The organism is Pseudomonas sp. KCJK9111, assembly GCF_046231935.1.
GTDB lineage: Bacteria > Pseudomonadota > Gammaproteobacteria > Pseudomonadales > Pseudomonadaceae > Aquipseudomonas > Aquipseudomonas parafulva_B.
In genome coordinates, this window is the sequence record NZ_JBJJMO010000079.1 from 1 (window position 1) to 17,703 (window position 17,703).

The window sequence follows — 17,703 nt, forward strand, 5'->3', positions numbered from 1 at the left end:
TAGACACCTACCTGCCCCTGCTGACCAACGCCGGCTACCACCTGATCCTCGCCCAAACCCCCGACCTGCGCGCCCAAGCCATCGAGCAAAACGGCCCCCGCATCGACGCCGTCCTCACCCGCGGCCCCCTCGGCCTGACCGCCCAGGAAATCGACGCACTGCCCAACCTGCAGATCATCTGCGTCATCGGCGCCGGCTATGAGCAGGTCGACCTGCAAGCCGCCCATGCCCGCCACATCACCGTCACCAACGGCGCCGGCGCCAACGCCGATGCCGTAGCCGATCACGCCATGGCCATGCTCCTGGCCCTGCTGCGCAACATCCCACAAGCCGACGCCAGTACCCGGCGCGGCCAATGGCAGCGCGTGATCAGCCCATCGGTCACTGGCAAACGCCTGGGCATTCTGGGTATGGGCGCCGTTGGCCGGGCCATCGCCAAGCGCGCGCATCAAGGGTTCGACATGCCCGTAAGCTACTACAACCGAACACCACGTCCGGCATTGCCCTACACCGGCTACGACAGCGTCCTGGCCCTGGCCGGGGCAGTCGATATTCTCGTGGTCGCCACACCCGGCGGCGCCGATACACGCCACCTGGTGGATGCACAGGTGCTGCACGCACTCGGCCCCCAGGGCTACCTGGTCAACATCGCGCGGGCCAGCGTCGTCGATACCCAGGCGCTGACCCAGGCACTGCAGGGCGGGCAATTGGCCGGTGCGGCCCTGGACGTGTTCGACGAGGAACCTGACGTTCCCCACACCCTCAAGTCGCTGTCGAACACGGTATTGACGCCCCATGTCGCCGGACAATCGCCAGAAGCGGCAGAAGCCACGGTGACGTTGGTGCTGCGTAACCTCGATGCTTTTTTTGCCGGCAAGCCAGTGCTGACACCGGTGCTTCATTAAGCCCCATACTGCCAAATGCCTGCACAAGGGCAGGCAACAAGGAGCGCATCCATGCAACTTGAAATCTTCCAGGTCGACGCCTTCAGTGCCGAACCCTTCGGCGGCAACCCGGCTGCGGTCATCCCGCTCGATCACTGGCTACCCGATGCCGTGCTGCAGCGCATCGCCGAGGAAAACAACCTTTCCGAAACGGCGTATTTCGTACGCAACGGCGATGCGTTCGACCTGCGCTGGTTCACGCCCACCGTGGAAGTGGACCTGTGCGGCCACGCCACGCTGGCCTCGGCCTACGTGTTGTTCGAACACCTCAATGAACCGGCACAGGTGCTGCGCTTCAATACCCGCAGCGGTGAACTGCGGGTAACTCGTCAAGCGGACGGCCTGCTGGCCATGGATTTCCCCGCTCGCCAACCAGAGGCCCAGCCAGTGCCAGCCGGTCTGTTGCAGGCGTTGGGCCTGCAACAGGCGCTGGCGGTATATCGCAGCGACGACTACGTGGTGGTGGTCAATGACCCTGGGTTGCTCGACACCCTCACGCCAGATTTTGTCGCGCTGGCCGGCTTTGACGTGCGCGGCATCGCCGTGACGGCGGCGGGGCGTGGGTTCGATTTCGTGACGCGCTGGTTCGGGCCACGCGTGGGGGTCAATGAAGACCCGGTGACCGGTTCGGCCCATACCTCGCTCGCACCGATCTGGGCACAACGGCTAGGCAAGCAGTCGCTTGAGTGCGAGCAGGGCGGTGCGCGCAAGGGCCAGCTGCGCTGCGTGCTGCCGGGCAATGGCCGGGTGATCATCAGTGGGCGGGCGGCGTTATTCATGCGCGGTACCGTCTACCTATAGGACGGCCCTGTCGTCACGGACAATGCGCGAGCCGACACCAAGGCTTGCCAAATCCGGGCAATGCTGCGAAAAGGACGGCATTTTCGTAGCGGCTGGAGCCTGCGCATGAACCAAGAACTGCAGATCATCGACCTGGTCGAAGGCGACGGCAAGGCGGCCGTCAAAGGTGCCCTGATCACTACCCAATACACCGGATGGCTGGCCGATGGCACCGAGTTCGACTCCTCCTGGTCACGCGGCAAGCCGTTTCAATGCGTGATCGGTACCGGGCGCGTTATCAAGGGGTGGGACCAGGGCATCATGGGCATGCGTGTTGGCGGCAAGCGCAAGCTGTTGGTGCCGGCGCACCTGGGCTACGGGGCGCGTAGCGTCGGATCGATTCCACCTGATTCGGACCTTGCGTTCGAAATCGAGCTGCTTGAAGTGCTAACGCGCGACGACTGACAGGATGGCCCCGTAATGCCCGTGCCAGACGCCTGGAACCCGGGCAGCGGGGAACAAATCGGGTTTTTGGCACTCTGAACCGAACCCGTCGTCAAGGAAGGCATTCACTGCAAAAGGCGCCCTGTGCCCGTCCGGGCGATGCGCGGGTGACCCGTTTGTCACACGAGCCTGCATTGATGAAGTTGATTCCACACCTGCATCGTCGCCGTCATTGGTTGCTGGGCCTGGCCCTGACCGCCGTAGGCGTACCGCTGGCGCTGGACGCCGTCGAGAGCCGCGCGCAACCGGTCGATGGCACCCAGACCCTGGTGTTTCTGCGCCATGCCGAGAAACCCGGTGAAGGCTTAGGCCAATTGAACTGCCAGGGCCTGAACCGCGCGCTGGACCTGGCCACGGTTTTACCCGAACGTTTCGGCAAGGCCGATTACGTGTTTGCCGCCAATCCTTCCCGGCACGTGGAGGAGGGCGCCGATGATCAAAGCTACAGCTACCTGCGTCCGCTCATGACCATCAGCCCCAGTGCCATTCGCCTTGGCTTGCCGGTCAACATCGACTACAGCGCCAACGACACCGATGACCTGGCCGACGAACTGCTCAGCAACAAGTACCGTAACGCGACCATCTATACCGCGTGGTCACACGGCTACCTGCCGGACCTGATCAATACCGTCGCCGAGAAGGCTGTCGGCAAGGAGCACGTCATCACCGAGGATTGGCAGGATGGGGATTTCGACACCCTCTATGTCCTGACCCTGGACTGGCACGATGGCAAGGCCAGCCTGCGCAGCCGTAACGTGCGTCAGGGGCTCGATGACGGTGAGCATAGCTGCCCGACCTGATCCGCTGGTACTGTTGAGCCAGGATGCTGAACAGGGATGAACGATGAAGCGGCAGGTGACGGTGATAGGGGGTGGCGTGGTCGGGCTGGCGACGGCCTATGCGCTGGTGCAGGAAGGCCATTGCGTAGAATTGATCGAGGCCCACGACACCTTGGGGGCGGCCACCAGCTTTGCCAATGGCGGTCAATTGTCCTACCGCTACGTCGCGCCACTGGCTGATGCGGGCGTGCCGTGGCAGGCGCTGGGGTGGTTGCTGCAGGGCGATTCCCCGCTGCGTCTGCGCCTGCGTCTGGACCCGGCGCAGTGGCGCTGGCTGTTGGCCTTTACCCTGGCATGTCGACGCAGCGTCAATCGGCGCAACGCCGCCGTCTTGCTTGACCTTGCCCTGCACAGCCAGGCGGTGTTGGCCCAGTGGCGCCAAGCCCAGGACCTCGGCGACTTTGCCTGGCGCCGCAATGGCAAGCTTGTAGCGTTTCGCAGCGAGTCCCAGTTCAAGCGCAGCCGTCTGCAACTGACCGATCCTGATCACCAGCAGGTACTGGGCGCTGCTGAGCTGCGGGCACTGGAACCTGCGCTGCAAGAGTCGCCCTTCGTGGGTGGCGTATTCACCCCGGACGAAGAGGTGGGCGACTGCCATGCCTTCTGCCTGCGCCTGGCCGCCGCGCTGCAAGCCTCTGGCCAATGCCGGTTCCGGCTCGGTCAGCCGGTGACCCAGCTGCTTCACCGTGGGCATCAGGTGGTAGCGCTGCGCCTTGGCCACGAAGAACTGGCAGTCGATCAGTTGGTGCTGTGCGCCGGTTACCGCAGCGCTGCGTTGAAGTTGCCAGGGGTGAACATTCCGATCTATCCACTCAAAGGGTACAGCCTGACTGCGCCGCTAGCATCAGGGCAGCGTGCGCCTGAAATCAGCCTGACGGACTACGAGCGCAAGATCGTCTATGCCCGGCTGGATCGGCAACTGCGCGTTGCGGCCATGGTGGACATCGTGGGGCAGGACGAGGCGCTGGACAAGCGCCGGTTGCAGAGCATGCGACGCCTGGCCCTGGAGACACTGCCCCACGCCGCCGATTATGCCCACGCGGTGGAGTGGGCCGGCATGCGACCGGCGACGCCCACCGGTGTGCCGATCATCGGCGCAACGCCTTATCGCAACCTTTGGCTCAACCTTGGCCATGGCGCGCTGGGCTTCACCCTGGCCTGCGGCAGTGGCCAGCGGCTGGCCAGAATGATCGGTTAAGCAGGCCCTGCGCAGGGTCGGTTGCCGATCCCGCGCAGGTTGCGCCGTGGTGCCCTAGCGGCCGAGCCGCATCGGCCAGCCTATGATCTTCTTTACCCGAGGGGTCGCGTAGGTGCGGACCTTGGACGTACTCAGACCCAGGCGCACCAGCGACTCGGCGATGGTCACCGCCGCGCTGACCCCATCGACCACCGGTACCCCGGTGCGTTGGCGGATCTGCTCGTCCAGCCCGGCCATGCCTCCGCATCCCAGGCAGATGACCTCGGCCTTGTCATCGCGTACGGCCCGTTCGGCCTGCTCGACGATGGCCTCGACGGCCCGCTGCGGATCGGCCTCGAGCTCCAGCACCGCCAGGCCGCTGGCGCGTACCGAGGCGCACCGATCGTAGAGCCCGGAGAGTTTGAGGCGGTCCTCGATCAAGGGCACGGTACGGTCCAGGGTGGTGACCACCGAGTAAGCGTGGCCCAGGTACATGGCGGTACTGGCGGCGGCATCGGTGATGTCCACCACCGGCACGTTCAGCAGCTCCTGCAAGCCTTCACGGCCGTGCTCGCCATAACCGGCCTGGATCACGGCATCATAGGGACCCTCATAGGCCAGTACCCGATCCATCACGGCGATAGCGGCCAGGTAACTCTCGAAGTTGCCCTCCACCGATTCTGCGCCGAACCACGGCGTCAGGCCGATGATCTCGGTGCCCGGCGCCGCCACGGCGCGGGCCTGCTCGGCGATGGCCTCGGTGATGGCTTCGGTGGTGTTGACGTTGGCAATCAGGATTCGCATGGGCAGTCCTCCTTGTTCAGTGGCTGCTGTGGTCGACGGCGATGCATTCGCCGCTGACGTCGTGGTAATGACGGTTGCGCGGCGCGATCAACAGGTATAGGGCGGCGGCGATGCCAGCCCCGATCAGCCACGAGAAGGGCGCTACGCTGTGGAAGTTGGGGACCAGGGCCAGCACGATGGCCAGCAGGGCCGCCGGCACGAACGCCGCGACCGCGCGCAGGTTGATGCCCTTTGTGTAGTGATACGCGCCGGCCGGGTCTTCGCTGTAGAGCTGCGGGACGTTGATGCAGCCTTTGCGCAGCAGCCAGTAGTCGGACATGATCACCCCGTACAACGGGCCCAGCAATGCACCCAGGCCGGAGAGGAAGTAGACGATCACCAAGGGGCTGTTGTACAGGTTCCACGGCAGGATCAGCACCGCCAGCGTGGCGCTGATCAGCCCCGCGCGGCGGAAGTTGAGGTGACGCGGTGCCAGGTTGCTGAGCACGAAGGCCGGCGCCACGAAGTTGGCCATGATATTCACCGCGACCGTGACAATCAGGAACGACAGGCAGCCCAGCACCAGGAAGGTGGTGTTTGGAATGGCTGCCACGATCTGGGTGGGGCTATCGATGATCTGGCCGTTGATCTTGAATTGAGCGCCGCACAGCACGACGGTGATCACGGCAAACACCAGGATGTTCACTGGCAGACCCCAGAAATTACCAACGCGAATGGTCTTGCGGCACGGCGAGGAGCGGGCGAAGTCGCAGAAGTTGAGCACCAGCGTGCCGTAGATGGCCAGCCACAAGGCACCGCCGGCAAAGATGTTGCGCCACATCTCGTAACCGCTCAGGGGCTCTGCCACCGACCAGGCGATGCGGGTGTCGACCTTGAAGTACATGAACACCGCCAGCGCCGCGACCGTTACCAGGATGACAGGGCCTGCAAAGGCTTCGTAGCGACGCACCATCTCCATGCCGTAGGCGAGGATCACCAGCTGCACCAGCCAGATGGCCACGAAACAGGCCCAGCCCAGGCTGGAAAGGCCAAGGATGCTGTCGTGGTCATAGGCTGCCATTTGCGGCCAGACGGCGCTGAGCAGCACGCGCAGGACCACCGAGGCCAGGTAGGTCTGGATGCCAAACCAGGCGATGGCGATGACCGCACGTATCAGCGCCGGGATCTGCGCGCCGTGAATGCCGAAGGCGATGCGGCTGATGACCGGGAAGGGTACGCCGGTTTTCTGCCCCATGTAGCCCGACAGGTTCATGAAGAAGTACACCAGGGCCGCGCCAATGGCCAACGACAGCAATATCTGCCAGCCGCCCAGGCCCAGGGCGAACAGGCCCATTGCAAATGAATAGTTGGCGATGTTGTGCACATCGTTGGTCCACAGCGCGAAGATGCTGTAACGGCCCCAGCGGCGTCCGGCGATGCGCGTGGGGGCCAGGTCTCGGTTGTGCAGGCGAGGGCTCAGTGCCATGTCCGGCATCGTGTCGGCCGGGGTTGGGTGGGTCTGGGTGCTGGCGACGGATAGTTCAGGGGCAAGGTTGAGGCTGCTACTCATTCCGGCGGGCTCCTGATGCACGTTGACTGCGATGAGCGGGCAGCGCACGGGCTCGCCATCTCGTCGGTGCAGCGTTGGCATCTCGGGTTCTGGGCGCGGCGGCCGACGGTCAATCGGCGTCGCGGGTTCTTGTGTATTTATGTTCGTTGAAACTTGTATACAAAACACAAGCACAGTAAAGCCATTTCCATGCCAGCTTGAGTAAGCGACCACCAGGGTGTTCATTCGGAGAGCGGATATATTGCGGTAACAAGCTGAAAAATCAGGTTTTTAAACTGACCATAAAGTCAATAATTGTTTGAATTCATGGGCTTAGTTGATCAGTTAGTCAGCATTCATTGAGCGCTTCATGTAACACATCGGGGCGTAATCGGTGCAAGTGCACACAAAAATGGCACTTAAGGTGACATTAGTGTGTACAAAAAATAGACAATCCGAGATGCCGCCCCTTCGTGGCCTTGCCATGTAAAATACGACTCCGCTTACCGATGTGACCTGACATGACCTCTCCGATTGCCGCCCTCGAGCAGCATCTGCTTGCCGCCCTGAACCCCGCCCCTGAAGAAACCCGTCGTCTTTTCCACGGTCGTGGCCGTTGCTGGCCTGGTCTTGAGCAAATCACGGTGGACTGGCTTCAAGGCGTGTTGTCGGTCGCCTTGTTCCGTGAGCCCCCGGAAGGACAATTGGCAGAGCTTGAGGCGATGCTGTTGCGGCTGTCGCGCCTTGAGCAGTGGACAGGCCAAGCGATCCTGCTGCAACACCGTTACCTGCCCGACAGCCCCGGTCAATGGCTGGTGGGCGAGCCGTGTCAGCAACGTGAAGTGATCGAGGACGGGCTGACCTACTTGCTGGACCTAGGGGTACGCCAGAACAATGGCCTGTTCTTGGACATGCGCCTTGGCCGCCAGTGGGTGCGTGCCCAGGCCAAGGGGCAGCGCGTGCTGAACCTGTTTGCCTACACCTGTGGTTTTTCGGTGGCGGCGATTGCAGGTGGCGCCGAGCAGGTGGTGAACCTGGACATGGCCAAATCGGCACTGTCCCGAGGGCGCGATAACCACCGCCTTAACCAGCACGACCCGTCCCGGGTGGCCTACCTGGGCCATGAGCTGTTCAAGTCGTGGGGCAAGGTGCGCAAATACGGGCCTTACGATCTGATCATCATCGATCCGCCTACCTTCCAGCGCGGTAGCTTCGTGCTGACCCAGGACTACGCGAAGATCCTGCGGCGCTTGCCTGAGCTGTTGAATGAAGGTGGGACGGTGTTGGCCTGTGTGAACGACCCGGGCATCGGGCCTGAGTTTCTGATCGAGGGCATGGCCGAGCACGCGCCCGGCCTTGCCTTCGTCGAACGCCTGCAGAACCCGCCTGAGTTTCCGGATGTGGATCCGGCTGGGGGGTTGAAGGCGTTGGTGTTTCGGTTGGGTTGATGGGGCGGGCCCACGCGGCGAAGCTCAAGCCCCCAGGCGCGTGCGCGGTCGGCCCAGCTCAGCCCGCTTCACTGGCCGGTATAAATCTGATCGAACACGCCCCCATCGTTGAAATGCGTTTTCTGCACGGTGCGCCAGTCACCAAAGGTCTTCTCGACCGAGAGGAATTCAACCTTGGGGAAACGGTCGGTGTACTTGGCCAAGACGGTCGCATCGCGTGGGCGCAGATAGTTCTGGGCGGCGAGTTCCTGAGCAGCCGGGGACCACAGGTATTTCAGGTATTCCTCGGCCACCGCCTGAGTGCCTTTGCGGGCGACCACTTTATCGACCACGCTCACCGGCGGCTCGGCTTCGGCTGACACGCTTGGGTAAACCACCTCGAACTGATCGCGACCGAATTCGCGGGCGATCATTTCGGCTTCGTTCTCGAACGTCACCAGCACATCGCCAATCTGGTTGGTCATGAACGTGGTGGTGGCGGCGCGACCACCGGTGTCGAGCACCGGCGCCTGCTTGAACAGCTTACCGACAAACGCGCGCGCCTTGTTCTCGTCACCGCCTTGCTTGAGCACATAGCCCCACGCCGACAGGTAGGTGTAGCGGCCGTTACCCGAGGTCTTGGGGTTGGGTACGATGACCTGTACGCCATCCTTGAGCAGGTCGGGCCAGTCTTTCAATGCCTTGGGGTTGCCTTTGCGCACGATGAACACCGTGGCAGAGGTGAACGGCGCACTGTTGTTCGGCAAGCGCGTGACCCAGTTGTCAGGGATCAATTTGCCGTTGTCGACCAAGGCATTGATGTCGGTGGCCATGTTCATGGTGATCACGTCGGCCGGCAGGCCATCGATCACCGCGCGCGCCTGTTTGCTCGAGCCACCGAAGGACATCTGCACATTGACCTTCTCGTTATGCTCGGCCTCCCAGTGCTTCTGGAAGGCAGGGTTGTAATCCTTGTAGAAGTCACGCATCACGTCGTAGGAAACGTTCAGCAAGGTCGGGGCAGCGTGGGCCAGGGTGCCGAAGGCCAGGCTGGCGGCGGCCAGCGAGACGGTGAAGAACTTTTTCACGACGCATTCCTTATGGGTATGAATGTTGGGCAATGTGCCAGCGACTATAGCGTCTTGTTCTTCAGGTATTAAAGAATCAATGCGTCTTTGCTTATATGCGCTGGCCGATTGGCGGTTCTGGCAGTTGTCCAGGGGCTTTGCCCACTTAGTGACTCGCTCAGCCTTCAAGGTGAGCGAGCCCTTCAGATCGTCAGGGGCGCCTTATTCAACCGGATTTCGGGAACAACGCATTTCCACACCGGGCACAAAACGCCGCGCCACTTTCATGGGATTTCTTGCTGCAGGTCGGGCAGGCGTGCTGCAGTTGTTCTCCACGCATGGCATTGGCGAGCTCGGCCGTAAAGATCCCGGTCGGCACCGCGATGATCGAGTAGCCGATGATCATCACCAGTGAAGACAGCACCTGGCCCAATGGCGTTCTGGGCACGATATCGCCGAACCCGACCGTGGTCAGCGTGACGATGGCCCAGTAGATCCCCTTGGGAATGCTCGTGAAGCCATGTTCCGGGCCTTCGATCACATACATGAGGGTGCCGAACACGGTGACCAGCGTCGAGACGCTGACCAGAAACACGATGATCTTCTGCTTGCTGCCGCGCAGGGCATCGAGCAGGTAATTGGCCTGCTTGAGGTACGGGCTGAGCTTGAGCACACGGAAGATCCGCAACATGCGGATGACCCTCACGATCAGCAGGTACTGCGCGTCGCTGTAGTACAGCGCGATGATGCCCGGCACGATCGCTAGCAGATCCACCAGGCCGTAGAAGCTGAACGCGTAGCGCAAGGGCCGGGGCGAGCAGTACAACCGTGTCAGGTATTCGCACAGGAAAATGGCGGTAAAACCCCATTCGATCGCGGCCAGCATGCCCCCGTACCCGCGATGCACCTCGTCGATGCTGTCCAGGATGACCGTGATCAGGCTGGCCAGGATGATCAACAACAGGGTCTTGTCGAAGCGTCTTCCGGCCACGGTATCGCTCTGGAAGACGATCACGTAAAGCCGCTCGCGCAGGCTTGCAGGTTTGTTCATTGGCTCTGTCCATCGTGAAGTCGGCTGAGCCTATGGGGTGCCTTTCAGCTATGCAAGCGCCCCGGTGTCTGGCGTTTGCCAAGCGTCAGGTGACGACCGAAGTGGATGAGCCAGCAGGCGGCGACGAAGGGTGCCGTGAGCGCCGGGACCGGCAGCCTGCTCAAAAGCGGCTGCAACGCCAGCGCCAGGCCGATGGCCAGCAGCGTGACCCAGGGTTTTTCCCCTTGTCGGCTGAAGGCCAGGGCTGCCAGGGCTGCGTTGAATCCATACAGCCCCATCCATGCTGACTGCGCATCACCCACGAGCAGTGCCAGGCCTGCACCCGCGGCAGAGCCTATGACCGCCCAGAGACAGGCATACGGGTTGGCGATCAATAGGCCGACGATGATCAGCAGCCCGGCCAGGGGTTGATCGAGCAGGAAAATCTGCCCGACCCCTCTCGCCAGGGCACTCGCCAGGTCGGCCTCGACCACCACGGATGCGGTAGCCGTCTGCACGAATAGCAACGTGCCCCAGCCCAGCAGTACGAAGGGCGCCGTGTAGGCGACCAGCAGCTTGCCTCCCCGTTTGCGCCATTGGTGGGTGATGATGCTGGACAGGCCGGCGGCAGCGATTACCAGCGGTGGCTGGATGATCGACCAGGGCAGCACAGCGCTGATCAACAAACCGATGAGCACGCCGTTGTAGCTGTACAGCCCAGCCTGTCGATCGGCGCGGTCGTAGCCGCGGGCCTGTGCCGTCAGCAGGCCTGCCAGCGCGCCAAGCAGCGCGCCGCCCAGCAGCGCCGGTGCGGTCAACAAGATCGCCAGCAGGCAGCATAGCCCGCACCAGGGGTTACGCAGCAACAGCACCTGGCTGAAGCCGTTTAGCAGCGCCGTGGCCCAGTCGGGGCACGGGTTTACGAAATTTTTGGTGTACATGGGGCAGTCAGTGAGGTGGATGGAAGGGCGGTGGGCCTCTTTGGGCCTCGATTGACCGCAGGTCTGGTATATCGGTGTTCGGGGAGGGCTGCGCCCTCCATTCGCGGGGCAAGCCCGCTCCCACAAGGTCTGCGCCCTCCATTCGCGGGGCAAGCCCGTTCCCACAAGGTCTGCGCTGTGCCATGGAGCGGCGCGCATCCTGTGGGAGTGGGCTTGGCCCGCGAATGGGGCGCAGAGCGCCCCGGGGGATCTCAGTTCAACGTCTCGATCCGCAGCGTGTTGGTCGACCCTGGCTTGCCGAAAGGCACACCGGCAGTGATCAGAAGCGTGTCGCCACGGCTGGCCATGCCTTGGGCCTGGGCAATTTCCAGCGCAGTGGAAACCACTTCGTCCACCTGGCGCAGGCGGTCATTCACTACCGAATGCACGCCCCAGGCCACGCTCAGGCGGCGAGCGGTGTTCAGGTTCGGCGTCAGGTTGAGGATCGGTGCCCGTGGGCGCTCGCGCGCAGCACGCAGGGTCGAGGCGCCCGACTCGCTGTAGTTGACCAGCACCGCCACCGGCAGGATGCCGCTGATGCGGCGGATGGCGCAGCTGATGGCGTCCGATACGGTGGCCTCGGCCTTCGGCCGGCCAACGTCGAGCTGGGCCTGGTAGTCCGGGCCGTTCTCCACCTGGCGGATAATCTTGCTCATCATCTGCACGGCTTCGAGCGGGTAGTCACCCGAGGCCGTCTCCGCTGACAACATCACAGCGTCCGCACCTTCGGCCACGGCGTTGGCCACGTCGGTGACTTCGGCACGAGTCGGTGCTGGCGAGAAACGCATCGATTCGAGCATCTGCGTAGCCACTACCACCGGTTTACCCAGCTGCCGGCAGGTGCCGATGATGCGCTTCTGAATCTGCGGCACGCTCTCGGCCGGTACTTCCACGCCCAGGTCACCACGGGCCACCATGATCGCGTCTGCCAGTTCGGCGATGGCTTGCAGTTGTTCAACCGCCGAGGGTTTCTCGATCTTGGCCATCAGGAAGGCGCGGTCACCAATCAGCTGGCGCGCTTCAAGGATGTCCTCGGGGCGCTGTACAAACGACAGGGCTACCCAGTCCACACCCAGCTCCAGGCCAAAGGCCAGGTCGCGGCGGTCCTTTTCGGTAAGCGGGGAGAGGTTGAGCACCGCTTGCGGCACGTTGACGCCCTTGCGGTCGGACAGCTCGCCACCGTTCAGCACTTCGGTGTCGATCGCATCGCTGTGTTTGGCGGTCACCTGCAGGCGCAGCTTGCCGTCGTCCAGCAGCAGGTCCATGCCGGGCTCAAGGGCTGCGATGATTTCAGGGTGTGGCAAGTTGACCCGGCGGCTGTCGCCAGGGGCCTCGTCCAGGTCCAGGCGCAGGGCCTGGCCGCGTTGCAACTGCACCTTGCCTTCAGCGAAACGGCCCACACGCAGCTTCGGCCCTTGCAGGTCCATGAGGATGCCTAGCGGGTAGTGCAGCTGCTGCTCCACCTCGCGGATCCACTGATAGCGCAGCGCATGGTCGGCGTGCTCGCCATGGCTGAAATTGAGGCGAAAAATGTTCACGCCTGCTTCCACCAGTTGCCGCACATCGTCGATGCCACCCGTAGCCGGGCCGAGGGTGGCGAGGATTTTCACTTTCTTGTCAGGCGTCATGAGGGGTCGGTCTCGAGAATCAGGATGGCGCGAAAGTCATTGACGTTGGTGCGCGTGGGTTCGGTGACGATCAGCGCATCGAGTGCGGCGAAGTAGCCGTAGCCGTTGTTGTCGTCCAGCTCGTCGCTGGCCGACAGGCCCAAGGCTTGGGCGCGTGCGTAGCTGCTAGGCGTCATGACAGCGCCGGCGTTTTCTTCCGAGCCGTCGATGCCGTCGGTGTCGCCTGCCAGTGCGTAGACGCCCGGCAGGCCCTTGAGGCTTTCGGTGAGGCTGAGCAGAAATTCCGCATTGCGCCCGCCGCGGCCATTACCGCGCACGGTGACGGTGGTCTCGCCGCCGGACAGAATCACGCAAGGGGCCTTGAGCGGCTGGCCATGCTGGACGATCTGCCGGGCAATGCCTGCATGCACCTTGGCCACTTCCCGTGACTCACCTTCCAGGTCGCCCAATATCAACGGGCTGAAACCTGCCTGGCGCGCCTTGACCGCCGCAGCTTCGAGCGACTGTTGAGGCTTGGCGATCAGCTGGAAATGGCTGCGGGCCAGGGCTGGGTCGCCAGCCTTGAGGGTTTCAGAGGCCGGGTCATTGAGCCAGTCGATGACGGCCTGTGGGGCGTCGATGGCGTAGCGCTTGAGGATCGCCAGTGCCTCGGCCGAGGTGCTCGGGTCGGCCACGGTGGGGCCTGAAGCGATGACTGTGGCCAAGTCGCCCGGCACGTCCGAGATCGCATAGGTGTAGACCGTGGCCGGCCAGCAGGCCTTGGCCAGGCGCCCACCCTTGATCGCCGAGAGGTGCTTGCGCACGCAGTTCATCTCGCCGATGGTGGCGCCGGATTTGAGCAGGGCCTTGTTGATGTGCTGTTTGTCCGCCAGGGTCAGGTTGGCGGCGGGCAGCGCCAGCAAGGCAGAGCCGCCGCCGGACAGCAGGAATATCACCCGATCCTGCTCGCTGAGGTTGCCAACCAGTTCCAGCACGCGCCTGGCAACCGCCAGGCCGGCCGCATCAGGCACCGGGTGGGCGGCTTCGACCACTTCGATGTGCCGGCAGTTGGCACCATGGCCGTAGCGGGTCACGACCAGGCCGCTGACCTCGCCTTGCCAGTGCTTCTCGACCACCTCGGCCATGGCGGCGGCAGCCTTGCCTGCGCCGATGACGATCACCCGACCGCTGCGGTCGGCGGGCAGGTAGGGTTCGAGCACGTGGTTGGGGTGGGCGGCGGCGATGGCTGTGTCGAACAGCTCACGCAGCAGTTTGTGTGGATCGACCGACATGGCAGGCTCCCTTTATTGTTGTTCTGCACAATCGAGAACGCCCCTGGAACAGCCTCCGTGCAGGCCGAACCAGGGGCGGTGTTGCTCGGGTTCACCCCTGGCTGTGCTCAGCCAAGGGGCGTAACAGGTGTGCCGGGTTACCGGCAGCAGGGCTGAAAAGCAGGCCCGGCGCTCGGATCAGCGGTCGTCGCGGATCGAGAAATTGGCCATGTGCTCCAGGCCCTTGATCAGCGCCGAGTGGTCCCAGTTGCCGCCACCCAGGGCCTGGCAGGTGTTGAACACTTGCTGGGCATTGGAAGTGTTAGGCAGGTTGATGCCCAGTTCCTTGGCGCCTTGCAGAGCCAGGTTAAGGTCCTTCTGGTGCAGGTTGATGCGGAAGCCTGGGTCGAAGGTGCCTTTGATCATGCGCTCGGCGTGCACTTCCAGAATTTTCGACGATGCGAAGCCGCCCATCAGCGCCTCGCGCACCTTGGCCGGGTCGGCGCCGTTCTTCGCGGCAAACAGCAATGCTTCGCTAACGGCCTGGATGTTCAGGGCGACGATGATCTGGTTGGCCACCTTCGCGGTCTGACCGTCACCGTTGCCGCCTACCAGGGTGATGTTCTTGCCCATGCTCTGGAACAAGGGCAAGGCGCGCTCGAAAGCTTTCGGGCAGCCGCCGACCATGATGCTCAGGGTCGCGGCCTTGGCGCCCACTTCACCCCCGGACACCGGGGCATCGAGGTAGGTAGCGCCGGTGGCGTTGATCTTCTCGGCAAAGGCTTTGGTGGCGGTTGGGGAAATCGAACTCATGTCGATCACCACCTTGTTCGGGCCCACGCCCTGGGCAACGCCGTTGTCCCCGAACAGCACGCTGTCGACCTGTGGGGTGTCCGGGACCATGACGATGATGAACTCGGCTTCCTGGGCCACCTCCTTGGGGTTGGCCAAGGCCACGGCGCCGTCGGCGATCAGGTCGGCTGGAGCTGCATCGTGGTGGGTGGAGACGAACAGGCTGTGCCCTGCTTTTTGCAGGTTCTGGGCCATGGGCTTGCCCATGATGCCGGTGCCGATGAAACCGATTTTAGCCATCAGAAATTACCTCTTTTATCGTTGTTCGCGTTCCCGGTGGGATTCAGATCGCGTTGTGCGTTTTCAGCCAGCCCAGGCCCGCTTCGGTGGTGGTCTTGGGCTTGTATTCCGCGCCCACCCAGCCCTGGTAGCCAATGCGGTCCAGGTGCTCGAACAGGAAGCGGTAGTTGATCTCGCCAGTACCCGGCTCGTGACGGCCCGGGTTGTCGGCCAGCTGGATGTGGTTGATCAGCGGCAGATTGGTTTCCATGGTGCGCGCCAGGTCACCTTCCATGATCTGCATGTGGTAGATGTCGTATTGCAGGAACAGGTTGTCGCTGCCCACTTCGGCCTGAATGGCCAATGCCTGCTCGGTGGTGTTGAGGTAGAAGCCTGGGATGTCGCGGGTGTTGATCATTTCCATGACCAGGCGAATACCGGCGGCCTGGAGCTTGTCGGCGGCATAGCGCAGGTTTTCCACGAAGGTCTTGCGCACGGTGGCGCAGTCCGGGCCGTCTGGGCGAATCCCAGCCAGGGCGTTGACCTGGGTGTTGCCCAGCACCTTGGCGTACTCGATGGCCTTGTCGACACCTGCACGGAATTCTTCGACGCGATCGGGGTGGCAGGTGATGCCACGCTCACCCTTGGACCAATCCCCCGCGGGAAGATTGAACAGCACCTGGGTCAGGCCGTGAGCCTTGAGCTGCGCCTGGATTTCGGCAGCGCTGAAATCGTAGGGGAACAGGTATTCGACACCACTGAAACCGGCGTCGGCGGCGGCCTTGAAGCGGGCCAGGAAGTCCTGCTCGGTGAACAGCATGGACAGGTTGGCAGCGAAGCGAGGCATGGTTGTCTCCTTGCGTTGAGAGCCCCGGGCCAGCCGGGGCGTCAGGCGATCAGTCCAGCAGCGAGATGGCGGTCGGCGCATCGTTGCCGACCAGGGCGAGGTCTTCGAACTCGTTGACCGCGTTGATCTCGGTGCCCATGGAAATGTTGGTAACGCGTTCAAGAATGATCTCGACCACGACCGGCACGCGGAACTGCTCGGCCATTTGCCGTGCTTTTAGCAGGGCAGGGGCGATGTCGGCCGGCTCGAATACCCGCAGGGCCTTGCAGCCCAGGCCTTCGACCACGGCGACGTGATCGACGCCATAGCTGGCAGCGTCGGTGGCGTTGATGTTCTCGAACGCCAGTTGTACACAGTAGTCCATGTCGAAACCACGCTGGGCCTGGCGAATCAGCCCCAGATAGGCGTTGTTCACCAGCACGTGGACGTAGGGCAGGTTGAACTGCGCCCCGACGGCCAGTTCTTCGATCATGAACTGGAAGTCGTAGTCGCCCGACAAGGCCACAACCTGGCGCGTGGGGTCGGCCTTGACCACACCCAGTGCCGCAGGGATGGTCCAGCCCAGTGGGCCGGCCTGGCCGCAGTTGATCCAGTGCCGTGGCTTGTACACGTGCAGGAACTGCGCACCGGCGATCTGCGACAGACCAATGGTGCTGACATAGCAGGTGTCCTTGTCGAACACCTGGTTCATCTCCTGGTACACGCGCTGGGGCTTGACCGGCACGTTGTCGAAATGGGTCTTGCGCTGCAGGCTGGCCTTGCGCTGCTGGCAGTCTTCAAGCCAGGCCTGGCGGCACTTGAGTTTGCCAGCGGCTTGCCATTCCCTGGCGACCTCCAGGAACACCTCCAGGGCCTTGCCGGCATCGGAAACGATCCCCAGATCCGGGGTGAACACGCGACCGATCTGGGTCGGCTCGATATCCACATGCACGAATTTCCGGCCTTCGGTGTACACGTCCACGGAACCGGTGTGACGGTTGGCCCAGCGGTTGCCGATGCCCAGTACCAGGTCGGACTTGAGCAGGGTGGCGTTGCCATAGCGATGGGAGGTTTGCAGGCCGACCATCCCGACCATCAGCGGGTGGTCATCCGGGATGGTGCCCCAGCCCATGAGCGTCGGGATCACTGGCACACCGGTCAATTCGGCGAATTCGACCAGTTTGTCGCTGGCGTCGGCGTTGATGATGCCGCCGCCTGCCACCAGCAAGGGCCGCTCGGCCTCGTTGAGCATGGCCAGGGCCTTTTCCGCCTGGACGCGCGTGGCGCAGGGCTTGTGCACGGGCAGCGGTTCATAGGCGTCGATGTCGAACTCGATTTCAGCCATCTGCACGTCGAATGGCAGGTCGATCAGTACCGGGCCGGGCCGGCCGCTGCGCATTTCGAAGAACGCTTTCTGGAACGCATACGGCACCTGGCCAGGCTCCAGCACGGTGGTTGCCCACTTGGTGACGGGCTTGACGATGCTGGTGATGTCCACGGCCTGGAAGTCTTCCTTGTGCAGGCGGGCGCGCGGCGCCTGGCCAGTGATGCACAGGATCGGAATGGAGTCGGCACTGGCGCTGTAGAGGCCGGTGACCATGTCCGTGCCTGCCGGGCCGGAGGTGCCGATGCACACACCGATGTTGCCGGGGTTGGCGCGGGTGTAGCCCTCTGCCATGTGCGAGGCGCCTTCGACGTGGCGAGCGAGGACGTGATCGATGCCACCCACTTTTTTCAGGGCCGAATACAACGGGTTGATGGCAGCCCCTGGGATGCCGAACGCAGTCACCACGCCTTCACGGCGCATGACCAGTACGGCTGCATCGATTGCTCTCATTTTGCTCATGA

General features: G+C 63.1%; 16 protein-coding genes. 6 read left to right on the top strand and 10 right to left on the bottom strand.

The annotated features are described in order from the left end of the window. The 5 genes from ACK59L_RS19500 to ACK59L_RS19520 all read left to right on the top strand — a co-directional run. On the top strand, nt 1-905 hold a 905-nt coding region (locus ACK59L_RS19500), incomplete at its 5' end, for a 2-hydroxyacid dehydrogenase (protein ID WP_409275454.1). 51 nt (nt 906-956) lie between these two features. Next, complete coding sequence (locus ACK59L_RS19505) at nt 957-1,745, top strand: PhzF family phenazine biosynthesis protein (RefSeq protein ID WP_409275456.1); 789 nt, start codon at nt 957-959, stop codon at nt 1,743-1,745. Between the two features lie 105 nt (nt 1,746-1,850). Continuing rightward, on the top strand, nt 1,851-2,189 hold the full coding sequence (locus ACK59L_RS19510) for an FKBP-type peptidyl-prolyl cis-trans isomerase (RefSeq protein WP_027915980.1): 339 nt from the start codon (nt 1,851-1,853) through the stop codon (nt 2,187-2,189). Between the two features lie 176 nt (nt 2,190-2,365). Next, complete coding sequence (locus tag ACK59L_RS19515) at nt 2,366-3,028, top strand: hypothetical protein (RefSeq protein ID WP_058605964.1); 663 nt, start codon at nt 2,366-2,368, stop codon at nt 3,026-3,028. A 43-nt stretch (nt 3,029-3,071) separates the two neighbouring features. Further along, nucleotides 3,072-4,265 (top strand): D-amino acid dehydrogenase, encoded by a 1,194-nt coding sequence (locus ACK59L_RS19520; protein ID WP_409275459.1) that lies wholly within the window; start codon nt 3,072-3,074, stop codon nt 4,263-4,265. 54 nt (nt 4,266-4,319) lie between these two features. Here ACK59L_RS19520 and ACK59L_RS19525 read toward each other — a convergent pair whose 3' ends face one another. Together ACK59L_RS19525 and ACK59L_RS19530 are read right to left on the bottom strand one after the other, a co-directional pair. Next, complete coding sequence (locus ACK59L_RS19525) at nt 4,320-5,048, bottom strand: aspartate/glutamate racemase family protein (RefSeq protein ID WP_409275461.1); 729 nt, start codon at nt 5,046-5,048, stop codon at nt 4,320-4,322. 16 nt (nt 5,049-5,064) lie between these two features. Beyond that, nucleotides 5,065-6,597, bottom strand: a complete 1,533-nt coding sequence (locus ACK59L_RS19530; protein ID WP_409275463.1) for an NCS1 family nucleobase:cation symporter-1 — start codon at nt 6,595-6,597, stop codon at nt 5,065-5,067. 500 nt (nt 6,598-7,097) lie between these two features. Here ACK59L_RS19530 and ACK59L_RS19535 point away from each other — a divergent pair, with 500 nt between their 5' ends. Beyond that, nucleotides 7,098-8,024 (top strand): class I SAM-dependent methyltransferase, encoded by a 927-nt coding sequence (locus ACK59L_RS19535; protein WP_145256751.1) that lies wholly within the window; start codon nt 7,098-7,100, stop codon nt 8,022-8,024. A gap of 68 nt (nt 8,025-8,092) precedes the next feature. Here the strand turns inward: ACK59L_RS19535 and ACK59L_RS19540 are convergent, their stop codons facing one another. The 8 genes from ACK59L_RS19540 to gcl form a co-directional block, all read right to left on the bottom strand. After that, entirely contained in the window at nt 8,093-9,091 is a 999-nt protein-coding gene (locus tag ACK59L_RS19540) for a sulfate ABC transporter substrate-binding protein (RefSeq protein WP_058605969.1), read from the bottom strand. 205 nt (nt 9,092-9,296) lie between these two features. Continuing rightward, complete coding sequence (locus ACK59L_RS19545) at nt 9,297-10,121, bottom strand: ion transporter (RefSeq protein ID WP_409275465.1); 825 nt, start codon at nt 10,119-10,121, stop codon at nt 9,297-9,299. 44 nt (nt 10,122-10,165) lie between these two features. Then, nucleotides 10,166-11,041 (bottom strand): urea transporter, encoded by an 876-nt coding sequence (locus tag ACK59L_RS19550; protein WP_409275467.1) that lies wholly within the window; start codon nt 11,039-11,041, stop codon nt 10,166-10,168. Between the two features lie 251 nt (nt 11,042-11,292). After that, on the bottom strand, nt 11,293-12,708 hold the full coding sequence (gene pyk / locus ACK59L_RS19555) for a pyruvate kinase (protein WP_409275469.1): 1,416 nt from the start codon (nt 12,706-12,708) through the stop codon (nt 11,293-11,295). Beyond that, a complete protein-coding gene (locus ACK59L_RS19560) occupies nt 12,705-13,979 on the bottom strand; it encodes a glycerate kinase (RefSeq protein ID WP_409275471.1) in 1,275 nt (424 codons plus the stop codon). Before ACK59L_RS19560 ends, pyk begins: the two co-directional genes overlap by 4 nt. Before the next feature lie 177 nt (nt 13,980-14,156). Next, nucleotides 14,157-15,050 (bottom strand): 2-hydroxy-3-oxopropionate reductase, encoded by an 894-nt coding sequence (locus ACK59L_RS19565; RefSeq protein WP_058639843.1) that lies wholly within the window; start codon nt 15,048-15,050, stop codon nt 14,157-14,159. Between the two features lie 43 nt (nt 15,051-15,093). Continuing rightward, entirely contained in the window at nt 15,094-15,876 is a 783-nt protein-coding gene (gene hyi, locus ACK59L_RS19570) for a hydroxypyruvate isomerase (RefSeq protein WP_144967059.1), read from the bottom strand. 49 nt (nt 15,877-15,925) lie between these two features. Continuing rightward, nucleotides 15,926-17,701, bottom strand: coding sequence for a glyoxylate carboligase (gene gcl / locus ACK59L_RS19575; RefSeq protein ID WP_409275474.1), 1,776 nt, complete (start codon nt 17,699-17,701; stop codon nt 15,926-15,928). Between the last annotated feature and the right edge of the window lie 2 nt (nt 17,702-17,703).